Annotated in this window: 5 protein-coding genes and 1 pseudogene; 3 read left to right on the top strand and 3 right to left on the bottom strand. The window is 76.9% G+C overall.

What is annotated here, in order from left to right; genetic code table 11:
- Position 1 precedes the first annotated feature (1 nt).
- Positions 2–385, top strand: coding sequence for a VOC family protein (locus O7622_RS22955; RefSeq protein WP_282310264.1), 384 nt, complete (start codon positions 2–4; stop codon positions 383–385).
- 46 nt (positions 386–431) lie between these two features.
- A pseudogene (locus O7622_RS22950) lies at positions 432–641 on the top strand (MbtH family NRPS accessory protein); the annotation flags it as partial.
- Between the two features lie 426 nt (positions 642–1,067).
- On the opposite strand, the gene O7622_RS22945 reads toward O7622_RS22950, so the two are convergent.
- The 3 genes from O7622_RS22945 to O7622_RS22935 are packed head-to-tail and all read right to left on the bottom strand — an operon-like array spanning position 1,068 to position 10,926.
- A complete protein-coding gene (locus O7622_RS22945) occupies positions 1,068–9,239 on the bottom strand; it encodes a non-ribosomal peptide synthetase (RefSeq protein WP_282310263.1) in 8,172 nt (2,723 codons plus the stop codon).
- 44 nt (positions 9,240–9,283) lie between these two features.
- Complete coding sequence (locus O7622_RS22940) at positions 9,284–10,354, bottom strand: BtrH N-terminal domain-containing protein (RefSeq protein WP_282310262.1); 1,071 nt, start codon at positions 10,352–10,354, stop codon at positions 9,284–9,286.
- The gene (locus O7622_RS22935) at positions 10,354–10,926 is read right to left on the bottom strand and encodes a hypothetical protein (protein ID WP_282310261.1); all 573 of its coding nucleotides are present in this window, start codon (positions 10,924–10,926) and stop codon (positions 10,354–10,356) included. Before O7622_RS22935 ends, O7622_RS22940 begins: the two co-directional genes overlap by 1 nt.
- A 234-nt stretch (positions 10,927–11,160) precedes the next feature.
- Here O7622_RS22935 and O7622_RS22930 point away from each other — a divergent pair, with 234 nt between their 5' ends.
- Entirely contained in the window at positions 11,161–15,669 is a 4,509-nt protein-coding gene (locus O7622_RS22930; protein ID WP_282310260.1) for a non-ribosomal peptide synthetase, read from the top strand.
- The last annotated feature ends 4 nt before the right edge of the window (positions 15,670–15,673 follow it).

Raw genomic sequence — 15,673 nt, 5'->3', positions numbered from 1 at the left:
GATGGCCACCATCCACGATGTCGTCGTCGAAAGCCGCCACCCCGCGTCGCTGGCCCGGTTCTGGGCCGCGGCCCTGGACGGGTACGCCGTCGCGCCCTACGACGAGGAGGAACTCGCCCGGCTGGCCGGCACGGGCGTTCTCGACCCCGAGGACGACCCGACGGTACTCGTCGAGGCCGCGCCCGGCGTGCGACCGCGGTTCTTCTTCGTGCTCCAGCCGGAGCCGAAGACCACCAAGAACCGCGTCCACCTCGATCTGCACGCCGAGGACCGTCCGGGCGAGGTCGCCCGGCTCGTCGCCCTCGGTGCCTCCGTGCTCGGCGAGCACGACGGCTGGACCGTGCTCGCGGATCCGGAGGGCAACGAGTTGTGCGTGCGGGACTGACCGGCCCGGCCGGCCCGCCGAATGGCCCACGGAGGGAGAACCGTTCATGACCGGCGCCATCGACCACGACGCGTACCAGGTGGTGCGCAACGACGAGGAGCAGTACTCGGTCTGGCCCACCCGGCTGGAACCGCCGCAGGGCTGGTACCACACCGGCTTCGTCGGCGCGCGCGAGGACTGCCTGGCCCACATCGACCAGGTATGGACCGACATGCGGCCGCTGAGCCTGCGCCGTGCCCTCGCCGAACGGGCCGCCGACGGGTCCGTGGCGGTGCCGGTCCCCGCACCTGTCGTCGCCGGTGACGACGGGCCCGACCTCGTGACCCGGCTCTGCGCCGGCGATCATCCGGTCGAGCTGGTGCTGCGCCCGGCCGCCTCGCCGCAGCGGCTGCGGGAGGCGCTCGACGCGGGCTACGTGCACCTGCGGTTCCCGCAGACCGACGGCGGCGCCGAACTCGGGGTGCGCCTCACCGGCGGTGCCGACGGTCCTCGCGCCGACCTCGACGCGGGCGCCGACAGCCTCACCCTCGACGGCGAGCTGACGTTGGACTTCGTCGACGTGCGCTGTGCGGCCACCGTCGACGTCACCACGCTGAGTGGACACGCCCGGCTACGGCGGCGCTGAGGCCACCACCGGCGGGGCCCGGCCACACCGCGTGGCCGGGCCCCGTTCGCGTCGTGCTCACCCGGCCCGCAGTCCCTCGTCGATCCGCCGCGCGAATGCCGCGAGCCGGTCGTCCTCGAAGATCTGCCGCAGCGGCACCGCCACCCCGAAGCGGTCATTGAGCCGGGTCGTCATCCGGGCGGCGAGCAGGGAGTCGCCGCCGAGCTCGAAGAACCGGTCGTCGCGCGTCACCCGGGGCACGCCGATCATGCCCTGCCACACCAGTGCGACCGCGGTCTCCGTCCGGCCCCGGGGCGCCTCGCCGGCGCCCGCCGTGCCCTCGGCCCCGGCGATCGGCAGCGCCGCCAGGGCCGCCCGGTCGAGCTTGCCCGACGGCGTGTGCGGCATGACGTCGAGGAACACGAACGCGGCGGGCACCATGTAGTCGGGCAGCCGCCGGCGCAGTTCGGCGCGTACGGCGGCGGCGTCCAGCGCCCCGTGCTCGCCGTCCGGGCGCACGAACGCCACGAGCCGGTGGGTGGACGTGCCGGGGACGCCGTCGACGAGCGCCACCGTCTCGGCGACCCCGGGCACCGCGGCGATCGCCGCCTCGACCTCTCCCAGCTCGACGCGGTGCCCGCGGATCTTCACCTGGTGGTCGAGGCGGCCGGCCACCTCCAGCCCGGCCGCGGTCCACCGGCCGCGGTCGCCGGTGCGGTACTGCCGACGCCCGGGCGGGCCGGCCGGGTCCGGCACGAAGACGTCCGCAGTCAGTCCGGGACGGCCGAGGTACCCGCGGGACACGCCAGCACCCGCCGAGACGATCTCGCCGGGTACGCCGGGCGGCACGGGCAGCAGCGCCGCGTTGGCCACGACGACGCGCGAGCCGGGAAGGGGCCGCCCGGTGGTGATCAGGGCGTCGTCGGCGTGCAGCTCCACCCACGTCGAGCAGAAGCTGTCCTCGGTGGTGCCGTAGAGGTTCACCACCCGCCGGGGCCCGCGTTCCCACACGCGCCGGGCCAGTCGTGGCGGCAACGCCTCACCGCCGAGCCCGACGGTGTGCACGGTCGCGGGCCAGCCGTCGATGTCCAGCAGCGCCGACATGCCCGAGGGCACCGTCGTGACCATGGTGACCCGGTCCCGGTCCGGCAGCGCGGGCAGGTCGAGCACCGACTCGGCCAGCACCACCGTGCCCCCCGCGGCCAGCGGCGTGAACAGCTCGAACAGCGACAGGTCGAACACGAGCGAGGTGGCGGCGAGCAGCCCGGCCAGCTCGTGCCGGTCGAACGTGGCGAGGCCCCAGCCGATCCGCGCCAGTGCGCCCTCGTGGGTCACGCCGACCCCCTTCGGACGGCCGGTCGAGCCGGAGGTGTACAGCACGTAGGCGAGCTGGCGGGGATCGACCAGATGCGCCGGGTCCGCCGCGAGGGTGTCGCGCTCGGCGGTGGCGACGAGCTCGTCGACGCTCACCACCGGCACGCCGTACCCGTCGAGCCAGCTCGCGGTCTCCGCGTCGGCGAGCACCAGCCGCGCCTGGGCGTCGTGGAGCATGGCGGCGCGCCGCTCCGGCGGGTCGTTGTCGCGCACCGGCAGGTACGCGGCGCCGGCCGCGAGCACGCCGAGCATCGCCACCGGCAGGTCCACCGTGCGCGAGTGGCAGATCGCGACCCGGTCCTCGGCGCCGATGCCGCGCGCCTGCAGCCCGGCGGCGAGCAGCGCGACCCGGCGGCGCAGCGCGCGGTACGTCAGGGACACGCCCGCCGCGGCGACCGCGATCCGGTCCGGCACCCGCGACGCGGCCGTGAGAACGGCCTCGTGCAGCCATCCGGTGCCGAGGTCCGGGACCGGCCCGCCGTCTCCCCAGCCGTCGACGAGTGCCAGGTCGGTGGTGTCCGCGAGCGGCAGGTGGGGTAGCGGCCGGTCGGGCGCGTCGACGACCGCGGCGGCCAGCCGGACGGCACGTTCGGTGAGGCGCCGGACGGTGGCCGCGTCGAACATCTCCGCGTCGAACTCGACGCCCAGCCGGACCGCGCCGCCCGGCAGCGTCTCGGTGAGCACGCTGAGGTCGAACTTCGCCGTGCCGGTGGACAGCGGCACCGTGCGGGCCGTCATCCCGTCGAGGTCGACGGACACGCCGGCGGGCTGATCGCCCAGCATCACCTGGAACAGCGGCGTGGTCGCCGTGCTCCCGGCCGCGGCGACGCGGACCACGTCGGCGAACGGGGCGTCGCCGTGGGCCAGCGCGCCGACGAGCTCGCGGCGCATCCTCGTCACCAGCTCACGCATCGACGGCGCGCCGGTCAGATCGGCTCGCAACACGACGGTGTTGGCGAGGCAGCCGAACACGTCGGCGGTGTCGGCGCCGCCGCGCCCGGCGACGGCCAGCCCGATGCCGAACCGGTCCTGTCCGGCGTGCCCGCCGAGGGCGGCGGCGACGAGCGCGGCGAGGGCGGTGAACGGGGTGGCGTCGACGGTCCGCGCGAGCGCGGTGAGGCCGGCGGCGACGTCGGCGGGCAGTTCGTGGTGGACCTGCCCGGCGGGCCGTCGCGTGCCGCCTGCCGGCCGCCCGTGGGCGGGCAGGCGCAGGTCGGGCAGGCCGTCGAGGCGCTCGCGCCACCAGTCCAGCTCGGCCCGGGCCGTGCCGGCCCACCGCCGCCGCTGCGCCGCGGCGACGTGCCCGGCGGGGCGGGCGGCGGGCAGCGGCGCGTCCGTGCGGTACGCCCGGGTCAGGTCCCCGGCGAGCAGCTCCAGCGACCAGCCGTCGCAGATCGCGTGGTGGGCGACGAAGACGAGCCGGTGGCGCTCGGGTGCGACCCGCAGCAGGCGGGCCCGCCACGGTGGCGCGGCGGCGAGGTCGAAGGGCTCCCGCGCGAACCGGGCCACGAGCGCGTCGGCGTCGTCGGCGGGCACGTCGTCGGCGGGCAGCGCGACCCACGGCGCGCCGTCCGCGGGCAGCACGCGCTGGGCGACGCCGCCGGGCACGAGGCACGACCGCAGCCCGGCATGGCGGTCGACGACGGACCGCAGCGCGCGCTCCAGCCGGGCGGCGTCGAGCGGGCCGTCGAAGCGGACCTCGGCGGCGACGTGGTAGGCGGCGCTGTCCGGGTCGAGCGCGTGCAGCAGCCACATCCGTTCCTGGGCGAACGTCAGCGGGTGCTCCTCCGGTGTCTCCACCGGCGCTGTCCCGGCGGGCGCCGTCGCGGCGAGTGCCTTCTCGACGAGCGCGGCGACCCCGGCGACGGTCGGCGCGTCGAACAGCCGGTCCAGGGTGATCCGGGCGCCGGTGCGCTCCTCGATCCGCGCCACGAGCCGCATGGCGAGCAGCGAGTGCCCGCCCGCGGCGACGAAGTCGGTGTCCGGGGTGGGCTCGTCCGTGCCGAGCACCTCCGCCCACACGCCGGCGACGAGCCGCTCGGCCGGGCTGGCGGGCCGCTCCGGGCCGGGCTCGGCCACCGGCACCGGCACGGCGGCCAGGGCGGCCCGGTCGAGTTTGCCGTGCCGGTTGCGCGGCAGCCGGTCGAGGCGGATCCAGCGGGCCGGCACCATCGTCGCGGGTAGCCGCGCGGCGGCGTGCTCGCGCAGCTCGGCGTCGGTCGCGGCGCCGGCCACGTAGGCGACGAGCAGGGCGTCGGACGCGGTCGGCCGATGCACCCCGACCGCCGCCTCCGCGACGCCCGGGTGCGCGCCGACGACGGATTCGACCTCGTCGAGTTCGATGCGCACGCCGCGCACCTTGACCTGCCGGTCGGCGCGGCCGAGGTACAGCAGCGTGCCGTCGGGGCGACGGCGGGCGAGGTCGCCGGTGCGGTACTCGCGCCCGCCCCCGCCGGCCGGGTCGGGCACGAACAGCTCGGCCGTGCCGGCGGGACGGCCGAGGTAGCCGCGGGCCAGGTGCGAGCCGCCGAGGTGCAGCTCGCCGACGACCCCGTCGCCGGCCGGCCGCCCGGCGGGGGTACGCACCACCGCCGTGACCGCGGGCAGCCCGGTGCCGATGTCGACGAGTCGACCGCCGGCCGGGTCGACCTCGCCGCCGGTGGCGTACGTCGTCGCCTCGGTCGGGCCGTAGAGGTTCACGACGCGCCGCACGCCGTGCCGGTGCAGTTCGGCGGCGAGCCGGGCCGGCAGCGGCTCCCCGGCGAGGTTCACCGTGCCGGCCCCGGCCGGCAGGCCGTCCAGCAGCAGGTGCGCGGCGATGGACGGCACGGTGTTGAGCAGCGTCAGGTGCTCGCGGCCCGGCAGCCGGGGCAGGTCCAGCGCGTGGTCGGCGACGACGACGGTCCCGCCGGCGGCGAGCGTGACGAGCAGCTCGAAGACGGACAGGTCGAAGCTCAGCGGAGTGCCGGCGAGTACGGCCCGCCACTCGTCGGCACGGTACGCCCCGACACCCCAGGCCGCGAACGCGGCGAGCCCGCGGTGGGTGAGCGCGACGCTCTTGGGCCGGCCCGTGGAGCCGGAGGTGAACAGCACGTACGCGAGCTGGTCGGGGTGCACGACCGCGGGCGGCAGCGACTGCGGCGGCCCGGCGGCGCCGTCGCCGTGCTCGTCCGGGTCGTCGAGCAGCAGTCGACGCGGCCCGGCCGGTACGCGGTCGGCCAGCGCCGACTCGGTCACGACGACGGCGGGCTGGGCGTCGTCGAGCACTGCGGCGAGCCGGGCCGGGGGCAGGGCGAGGTCGAGCGGGCAGTAGGCCCCGCCGGCCCGCAGGATGCCCAGCAGCGCCAGCGGCAGCCGCTCGGTGCGCGACACCGCGACGCCGACGACGACCTCCGGCCCGACGCCGAGGCGGCGCAGCCGGTGGGCCAGGGCGGTGCTGTGCCGCTCCAGTGCGGCGTAGGTGACCGAGCGGGCGCCGTGCCGGACGGCGACGGCGTCGCGCCGCCGTATCCGGTCGATCCGGGCCAGCAGGTCGGGGCCGGCCGTGATCGCCGCCGCGGCGGGTGCCGCTGTGGCGTCGTCGGCCAGCAGCGCGTCGAGTGGGGTGGCGGGGTCGGCGAGAACCCGGCGGACGGCCCCGGCGCAGCGGGCGGTGACGGCGGCGGCGGTCGCCGCGTCGAACAGGTCCGCGGCGTAACGCACCTGGACGGCGGTGCCGGATGCGGTGTGCGCCACCTCGACGCAGAGCGGCACCTGGGCGTCGGTCGGCGGAACCGGCTCGGCGGTGAGCACGAGCCCGCCGAGGTCGAGCCGCTCGCCGGCGGCACCGAGGGCCAGCGCGGCGGTGCCGTCAGGGGCGAACGACGGCGGCGCGTGGTAGACGAACATGACGTCGAACAGCGGGTTGCCCCCGTCGGGCCGGGACGCACCGGCGGCGGCGACGATCTGCGCGAACGGCAGCGCGTGATGGTCCAGCGCCCCGGTGATCGCGGCGTGTGCCCGGGCGGCGAGGTCGGCGGCGGTGCGCGCGCCGGTGGTCTCGACGCGGATCGGCACGGTGTTGGCGAGGAAGCCGACGGTGCTGCGTACCGCCGGATCGGTGCGGGCGGCGACGGGCACGCCGACCGTGACGGCGGTGGTCCCGCCGTATCCGCGAAGGACCGCGGCGACGGCGGTGAACAGCACCGTGAACGGCGTGGTACCGAGGGCGGCGGCGACCGCGGCGACGTCGTCGCGGGCCACCTCGGGCAGCAGGCTGCGCACGGCGCCGGCCGGTCCGCCGGGCGTGCCGTCGCCGGTCCGGTCGACCGGCAGCGCCGTGTCCTCGTGCTCCCGCAGCGTCCGGGCCCACCAGTCGCGCAGCGCCGCCGGGTCGGTGCCGCCGGCCGCCGCGGCGGCCGGCGGGGGACCGGCGGGTGGCAGCTCCGGTGCCCGGCCCGCCGAGAAGGCGCGGTACGCGGCGGCGAACTCGCCGACCAGGATCGACGCCGACCACAGGTCGACCGCGGTGTGGTGCGCGGCGAGGGCGAGGAACCGGTCGGCACCGGCGTCGACGACGGTGGCCCGCAGCCGCGCGTCTGCGGGCGCGAACGGTGTGCGGGCGGCGGCCCGGACGAGCGCGGCGACCTCGGCCCGGTCGCGGCCGCGCGCGTCGACGATGTGCAGCGGCAGCTCGCCCGTGGGGGTGGACCCGCCGGGCGGCGTGCCGAGCAGCGCCGGATGGCGCGCCCCGAGCAGGCGCAGCGTCGCCCGCAGCGCGTCGAGATCGGCGTCGGCGGGTAGCCGGAAGGCCCGGCCGAGGACGTACATGGACGTACCCGGGCGGCGCTGTTCCAGGTACCGCGTGGCGGCCGTGTTCGCCGCGGCGATGCTCTCGCCCGCTTCGTGGTCCGGCGGCTGTCCGGCCTCCCGGCTCGGCAGGCCGCCGGGCAGCGGGCCCGTCCCGGTGCGGGTGGGCCAGTGCGCGACGACGGCCTCGGCCAGCTCGGTGACGGACGCGGCGGCGCTCAGCGCCGACATCGGCAGCCCGACGTTCCACGCGGCGGTGAGGTCGCCGTACAGCTGGGCCGTCGCGAGCGAGTCCAGCCCGGCGGCGACCGGCGAGGCGTCGTCGTCCAGCAGCCCGTCGGGCCGCTCGCCGGACGGTTCGGTGAGCGCGGCCAGCCGGGTGCGCAGAGCGGCGGCCACCGCGGCGACCCGCTCGGCGGCGGGCAGCGCGTCGAGGTCGGCCCGGTCCGGCAGCGGCGGTGTCCGCGCCGGCGCGTCGCGCAGCCGGTCCTCGGCGAGCACCCGCAGCGTGCCGTCGAGGTACCGGTCGCGGCTCGCCGAGCGGCGCACCTTGCCGCTGGTGGTGCGGGGCAGGCCACCCCGGCGTACGGCGAGCACGGCGTGGGGCTGCACGCCGAAGGCGTCGCCGATCGCGGCGCGCAGGCGCGCCAGCAGCGGGGCGGGATCGGTCGCGCCGGGCCCGCGCGTCGGCGTCTCGGCGGCGAGCACGAGCCGCTCGGTGCCGTCGTCGACGGCGAACGCGGCCACGACGCTGCCCGACAGCGCCGGGTGCGCGGCCCGAGCCACCTCCTCGATGTCCTCGGGCGCGAGGTTGCGGCCGCGTACGACGATGGTGTCCTTGCGCCGGCCGGTGAGGTAGACCTCGCCGTCCACGATCCGGCCGAGATCTCCGGTGCGCAGCCCGTCCGGCCCGTACACGGCTGCGGTCGCGGCCTCGTCGCGCCAGTAGCCTCGTGTCACGCTGGGCCCGCTGACCACGAGTTCGCCGACGTCGCCGGGCGGCACCTCAGCGCCCGTGTCCGGGTCGACCGCCCGCACCCGCAGCCCGCCCAGGGCGCGGCCGCAGGAAACCTGCTCGGGCCGGCGCGGCCGGTCGGGCGGCAGCGTGCGCAGCCCGCCGCCACGACGGCCGCCGCTGATGATGAGCGTCGTCTCGGCCATGCCGTAGCAAGGGTAGAACGCCTCGGGCCGGAAGCCCGCGACGGCGAACGCCTCGGCGAAGCGGCGCAGGGTGCGGGCCCGGACCGGCTCGGCGCCGACGAAGGCGATCTCCCACGAGGACAGGTCCAGCGCGGCCCGCTCCTGGGCCGGGATGCGGTCGACGCACACGTCGAAGGCGAAGTTCGGTCCGCCGGACAACGTCATCCGGTGCTCGCTCACCAGCCGCAGCCACGACAGCGGCCGCCGCGCGAAGACCTCGGTGGACAGCAGCGTCATCGACATGCCGGACCAGACGGGCGACAGCAGCCCCCCGAAGAGGCCCATGTCGTGGTACGGCGGTAGCCAGACCAGGGCGCGGTCGGCCTCGGTCAGCGACATGCCCGCCGTGATCGCGGCGAGGTTGTGCGCGATGCTGTCGTGGGTCACCATCACGCCCTTCGGCGCGCCGGTGGAGCCGGAGGTGTACTGCAACACGGCCACGCCCTCGGGCGCCGGCGCGGCAGCCGCCGGATCGGCGGTGGCGCGCAGGTCGAGCGGGCCGGCCGGGGTGAACGCGGCGACGGCACCGCTGGCGCGGACGACCGGATGGGCGGCGAGCCGCGCCTGCGGTGACTCGTCCTCGTCCCGGGCCCGCACGCGGGGCGGCAGCGGCACCGCGACGGCGCCGGCGGCGAGGCAGCCGAGCAGCCGGACGAGATACTCCAACCCGCCCGGCAGGGCGAGCGCGACACGTTCGCCGGGCCGGACCCCGGCCGCCCGCAGCGCCGCCGCCACCTCCTCGACCCGGTCGGCGAGCCGCGCGTACGACAGCCCGCGCGGCGGCTCGTCGCCGTCGGTCGCCTCCAGGTACCCCACCCGCTCCGGCTCCCGCTCCGCGCGCCGCCGCAGAACGTCGAGCAACGGCGCGGACCCGTGGTGCAGTGCCATGTAGCAACCCATTCCTCGCGTCGTCTTGCGGATGGAGGTCCGTGCTAGCGGGCCGCGCCGGCCACCGCCGGTTCGGGTACGAGCGCCGCCGCGGTCGCGTCGAGGCGGTCCAGGGCCTCCTCGACGCCGGCCAGCAGCCGCCTGCTGCGTGGCCCGAGCTGCTCGGTGACGCCCGGCTTTCCGGTGGAGCCGTGCGCGCCGAAGACGCGCAGCGCGGTCCACTCGTTGGCGAGACGGTCGACCTGCCGGCCGGCCTGCGCCAGCTCGTCACGGCCGAGGCGGCGGCCGGCGGCGCGCAGGAAGTCCGCGTGCAGCGCGGCCGCTCCCTGGGCCGCCCAGCCGACGCCGTACAGCTCGCCGAGCGCCCCGGTGGCGGTCTCCGCGTCCCCGCCGCGGGCGCGGTCGCCGATGTCGCCGAGCCAGTGCCGCAGTCCGTCCAGGCCGCCGCGGCCGGTCGGCGTCGGCGCGGGGTCGCGGAAGCCGTCCACGTTGGACCTGATGACGCCCGCGACCCAGGCGGTGTCGGTGACCGGCGGCGGGCCGGTGAACTCGACGTCGATCCAGCGGTGCGCGATCCTGGGTCCGGCGAAGAAGTAGTCGCGGGTCGCGGGCCGGGCCTCGTTGCCCGAGCCGCGGGCGCGCAGGAAATCGGCGATCGGGATGGGACCGCGGTACAGCGGCGGCGTGGGCTCCAGCACGTACGCCTCGCCCGTGTCGTCGTCGTAGCCCCAGACCACCACGAGGTGCGCGGCGTGCACGTCGCCGAAGGCGGGCCGGATCGGCATGTGGAAGTTGTCCACGGCGGCGATCGCGAGGCGGCTCGCGCGCAGCGACTGCCGGAGCCCGTCCCAGCCCGCCGCGCCGTCGGCCGGGTGCACCCAGCGGGCGCGCACCGGGTGGAACGGGAACATCGTCTCGCCCAGCGTCGGCCGGGGTGCGGGGTGGTAGAACTCCTCGCCCCGCACCTGGGCGGGGTCGTGGTGGAACTGCCACACCGCACCGAGCGCCCCGACCGGATCGAAGCCGCGCGCCAGCAGCAGGACCGCGAGGCAGTCGTGCAGGCAGTTGCCGAGGTCGTGGAACCAGAAGGGCGGCTCGTCCAGCAGGACCCTCATCACCGCCACCCGTTGGACACGGCGGTCATCGCGAAGATGTGCACGGCGACGTTGTCGGGCAAGCGCAGGTACACGAGTTCCTCCTGACGTGGCACGGGCAGCCGTTGCTGCCAGATCCTCGGTCCGATCCCGGGCTGGACGTGGCGCGGGAAGTGGATGCGTTCGCAGCGCACCGCCTCCAGCTCGCCGAAGCGTGGCGGCGACGCGGGCCAGAAGTCCGAGACGCGCAGCCACTCCTCGTCGACGGAGCCGTCGCGGTAGTGCAGGTGCACGACGTCCTCGATCCGGCGTTCGGCGCAGGCCAGCAGGTAGATCCAGTCGTACCGCGCCGGCCGCAGGTCGATGCGCTGCCCGGCGCAGACCACGTTGTCCAGCCGGCCGGGCCCGGTGGGCGGGAAGCGGAACGGCACCGCGCCCGGGCGGAACACCTCGGCGGCGCCGGGCAGTTCCTCGATCGGGAACGAGTTGCGCCACACATTGAGGCCGCCCTCGCCGGTGGTCTCCCGCGTGGTCGCCGCGGTGTTGTTGAAACAGGCTGACAGGTCGACCATCTCGGCGCGAAAGGTGGCCATTTCCAGCACATTCGACATGGCAATCCAAACATTGATGCTCATGAAACGAATAACCCCGACGGGCGCAGTCTGTGTGGCTCAAACCGCGCGCGTCAAGGCTGGTCAGTCGCGTATGTCCCGCCGGCGGGACAGCGAATTTCCGGTCGCTCCGCAGCGCGGTACGCCGTGCTAGCTTGGCCGGGAAATCGACCGGTAGGAGGCATTTCGGTGCGCCCTGAACTCGCGCGTCGGCCATTGTCGGACACCGTCGCGGCGTCGTTCGCGCAGGAGCGGTTCTGGTTCGTCGACCAGTTACGGCCGGGCTCGGCCCTGCACAACCTCGCCTTCGGCGTGGACGTCGACGGGCCGCTCGACGAGAGCGCGCTCGCCGCGGCGCTGCACGACATCGTGCGGCGGCACGAACTGCTGCGCACGCGGTTCGTCGTGGTCGACGGAGCGCTGTGCCTCGGGCCGGTGGAACCGGTCGGGCCGCGGCTGATCGTCCGCGACGCGCCGGCGGAGCGGCTCGACGAGCTGACCAGGGCCGCGGCCGACGAGCCCTTCGACTACCGCGCCGGCCCGCTGCTGCGGATGCTGCTGCTGCGCCTGTCGCCGTCGCGCCACCGGCTGGTGCTCGTCGCGCACCACGCGGTGTTCGACGGCTGGTCGTTCGGCGTGTTCCTGGCCGAGCTCGGCGAGCTGTACGCGGCGCACCGGCAGGACCGGCCGGCCCGGCTTCCCGGGCTCGCGCTGCAGTACCGTGACTACGCCGCCTGGCAGCGCGAGGCGCTCGCCGCCGGCGCGTTCGACGAGGACCTGGCGTACTGGGCCGGTCAGCTCGCCGGTGACCCGCCGCCCCCGCCGCTGCCCGCCGACTTTCCGCGTCCGTCCCGGCCGCTGCTGCGCGGGGCCACCCACCGCTTCCGGCTGCCGGCGGGTGACGTACGGGCGCTGCGCACGCTCGCCGCCGAGGAGCAGGCGACCGAGTTCATGGCGTACCTCGTGGTGCTGCAGGCGCTGCTGTGGCGGTGCGGCGGGCAGACCGAACCGCGGATCGGCAGCCCCACCGCCGGGCGGCCGGACGAACGGCTGGACGCGCTCATCGGACCGTTCATCAACGTCGTGGTGCTGCGCGGTGACCTGTCCGGCGATCCCACCCTGCGGCAGTTGCTCGGCCGGGCCCGCGCGGCGACCACGGGCGCGCTCGCCCACCAGCACGCGCCGCTGCAACACGTGGTCGAGCGCACCGCCGGACGGCGGGCGCCCTACCACGTCGCGTTGGCCGTGCAGAACTTCCGCGCCCCGCCGCTCGACCTCGGCGACGGTCTCCGGATCGTGGCCTTCCCGGTCGACGTCGACGCCGCGCAGCACGACCTGTCGGTCTTCGTGACCCCGTCGGCGGACGGCGCGCGGTGCATGATGCAGTACGACACGGCGGTGCTGCGCCCCGACACCGTCGCCGCGCTCGCCGCGGACTTCGCCGACCTGGTGCGCCGCCTGGCCCGCGACCCGGACCTGCCGCTGGCCCGCCTCGCCCGCCCCGAACCGCCGCCGGGGCGCTTCGCGCGGGACGCGCCGTTCCCGCTCGGCGCGGCGCAGCGGCGCTGGCACGCCGCCGAGCTGACCCGCCCCGGTGACCCGGCGGCGAAGATCGTGCGGGTCGTCGAGCTGCGCCCGCCACGGCCGGCCGCCCGGGTGCGGACGACGGTGGAGCGGCTGGCGCGGCGGCACGAGATGCTCCGCGTCGGCATCGCGCCCGACGGCCGCACCCAGTCCGTGCGGCCCGGCGGCGGGCCGGAGCTGCGGGTGGTATCGGCGGCGGGGGACGGTGACCCGGTCCGGGCCGCGGTCGAGCAGGCCCGCGCCGCCGTGCCCGGCCTCGACCGGTGCGGCGTCGAGGTGACCCTGGTCGAGCCGGCCGGTCGGTCGGTCCTCGTGGTTGCCGCGCACCGCGCCGTGCTCGACGACGACGGCGTCGACCGGCTCTGCCGCGACCTCGCCGCCGCCGAGCCCGCCGCCGAAGCCGAGGATCGGCCGGAGCAGACTCCGGGGCACCTCGACTGGGCGCTGTGGCGCCGGCGCCGGGCCGCTGGGCGTGACGAGGCCGTCGAGGCGTTCTGGCGCCCCCGGTACGCCGTGGCGGCCGAGCCGCTGGTCCTGGACGGCCGCACCGCGGCGACGGCGGCGGACACCGCCACCCGGGAGGTGCCGGTCCGGCTGGACGCGGCGGCCACCGCCCGCCTCGACGCCGCGTGCGCGGCCGCCGCCGTGGACCGTGGCACCGGCCTGCTCACCGTGCTCGGCCTGCTGCTCGCCCGGCACACCGGACGCGCCGAGACGTGGATCGGTGTCGAGGTCGCGCCGCCCGGCGCCCCCGACCCGCACGTCGAGGTGGGCGCCCGCGCCGAGCTGCTGCCGGTGCCGGTCGAAGCGGGCGACGCCGACCTGCCCGGCGTGCTCACCGCGGTCCACGCGGCGCTGGCCGAGGCGCGGGCGCACACCGGGTCGGAGGCGGCCACCGCCGCGGCACGTATCGTGTTCCGGCACCGGCCGGCCGGCCCCGGCGACCCGGCGACCGAGGCAACCGGCGTCGACGTGACGGGGGCCGCCGAGGCGGAGCTGACCGTCACCGCGCGCGACGCGGCGGGCGGTGTCGACATCGTCTTCGCGTTCCGCGCGCAGCAGTTCGAACCGGGCGCGGCCGACCGGCTCGCCGGCCGGTTCGCCGCACTGCTCGACCATCTGTGCGACGCGCCCGAGCAGCCCGTGCGGCGCGCCGCCGTCGTCGCCGGCGCCGAACGGGCCGCGCTGCTGCGGGCCGGGGACCGCCTCGCCGCGGCGGGCCCGGACGCCACGCTGCACGGGCGGTTCGCGGCCCACGCCGCCGCCGACCCCGACCGCGTCGCGCTGCGGCACGGCGCCCGGGCCGTCCGCTACGGCGAGCTCGACCGATTGAGCAACCGGATCGGCAACGCGCTGGTGCGGCTCGGCGTCCCGCCCGGGGGCGTGGTCGCGGTGGCAATGGAGAACGGTCCGCTCGCGATCGCGGTACTGCTCGGTGTGCTCAAGGCGGGCGCGGCCTTCGCCTGCCTCGACCCGGCCCAGCCACCCGCCCGGCTCGACGCCGTCCTGCGACGCACCGCACCGGCCGCCGTGCTGATGGACCGCCGCGCCGCGGCCCGCCACGGCGGCCCCGCGACTGTGGTGCTCGACGACGGCGGAGCACCCGACCCGGATCCCGCGCCGCAACCCTGGCGCGGGCCGGTTCTCGACACCGGCCGTGAACCGGCCACCGCGCCGGGGCGGACCGTTGCCCCGGACGACCTCGCCTACCTCGCCTTCACCTCCGGCTCGACCGGCCGGTCCAAGGCGATCCCGCACGCGCACCGCGACCTGGCCCAGTTCGCGCAGTGGCAGAGCACGGCGTTCGACGTGGCGCCCGGCGCGCGGATGGGACAGCTCGCGCCGATGCCGTTCGACGTGGCGTACTGCGAGATCTTCGGCGCGCTGTGCCACGGCGCCACGCTGTGCCTGCGACCCGCCGCCGGGCACGGCGATCCGGTCGCACTCGCCGCCTGGCTGGCCCGCGACCGCGTCAGCGTGCTGCAGGTGATCCCGGCGCTGTTCCGCGAGATACTCGCCGCCGCCGGCCCGCTGCCCGACCTGGGCACGGTGCTGTTCGTCGGGGAGGCCCTGCACACCGAACTCGTCCGGCGGGCCCGGCACCGGCTCGGCCCGGCGGTGCGGCTGGTCAACGTCTACGGCCCGACGGAGGTCGTCGCCGCGACCTACCACGTCGTGACCGACCTGCCCGGCGCGGCGGTCGTGCCGATCGGCCGCCCGATCGACGGGCGTCAGGTCGTGGTGCTCGACCCGGCCGGGGAGCTGTGCCCGCCGGGTGTCACCGGCGAGGTCTGCGTACACAGCCCGTACCTGGCGCCGGGGTACCGCGACGACGAGGGGCAGACCGCGCAGCGGTTCGTGGCCGGGCTGCTGCCGGAGGTGCCCGGCGTGCTCTACCGCACCGGCGACCTCGCCCGGCTGCGCCCGGACGACCTCGCGCTCGAGTTCGCCGGACGTCTCGACAACCAGGTGAAGGTCTCCGGCATCCGGCTGGAGCTGGAGGAGGTGGAGGCGGCCGTCACCCGCCACCCGGACGTGCGCCAGTGCGTGGCGGCCGTACGCGGCGGCTCGGGTCCGCGCGACCCCGGACGACTCGTCGCCTACGTCGTCACCGGCGACGGCGCCGCGCCGCCCGGCCTGCGTGACTTCCTTCGCGACAGCGTGCCCGCGCACATGGTGCCGGCCGACGTGGTCGCCCTGCCGGCCCTGCCCCGCACCGCCAACGGCAAGGTCGACCGGGCCGCGCTGCCCGAGCCGGCCGGGCGGCCGGACACCGGAGTCGAGCACGTGGCGCCGCGGACCTTCCTGGAGCGGCAGCTCGCCGGTCTCGTCGCCGAGGTGCTCGGCGTCGAGCGCGTCGGTGTCCACGACGACTTCTTCGCGCTGGGCGGCAACTCGTTGCAGGCGGCCCGGCTGGTCAACCGGGCCCGCGAGGCGCTCGGGCTGGAGCTTTCCCTGCAATCGCTGCTCACCGAACCCACCGTGTCGGCGGCCGCCGCGGCGGCCGACCGCGCAGGCGGCTACGAGGCCGAGGTGGCGCGGCTCGAGCGCGAGCTGCGCGAGCTGCCGCCGGAGCGACTGCGCGCCCTGCTCGCCCGCCACCAGGCGGGCGGAGTACCTGCCGAGCCACGGGAGCCGTGACGAC

Source organism: Micromonospora sp. WMMD1076, assembly GCF_029581475.1.
In the GTDB taxonomy this organism is placed as follows: domain Bacteria; phylum Actinomycetota; class Actinomycetes; order Mycobacteriales; family Micromonosporaceae; genus Micromonospora; species Micromonospora aurantiaca.
The sequence above is the reverse complement of the archived record's forward strand: the minus strand, read 5'-3'. Positions and strand labels throughout refer to the sequence as shown.

What these genes read in the sequence shown, in the direction of transcription:
- O7622_RS22935 (WP_282310261.1), bottom strand. Translation starts at nt 10,926, where the DNA reads ATGGCCACCTTTCGCGCCGAGATGGTCGACCTGTCAGCCTGTTTCAAC.
- O7622_RS22940 (WP_282310262.1), bottom strand. Translation starts at nt 10,354, where the DNA reads ATGAGGGTCCTGCTGGACGAGCCGCCCTTCTGGTTCCACGACCTCGGC.
- O7622_RS22955 (WP_282310264.1), top strand. Translation starts at nt 2, where the DNA reads ATGGCCACCATCCACGATGTCGTCGTCGAAAGCCGCCACCCCGCGTCG.
- O7622_RS22945 (WP_282310263.1), bottom strand. Translation starts at nt 9,239, where the DNA reads ATGGCACTGCACCACGGGTCCGCGCCGTTGCTCGACGTTCTGCGGCGG.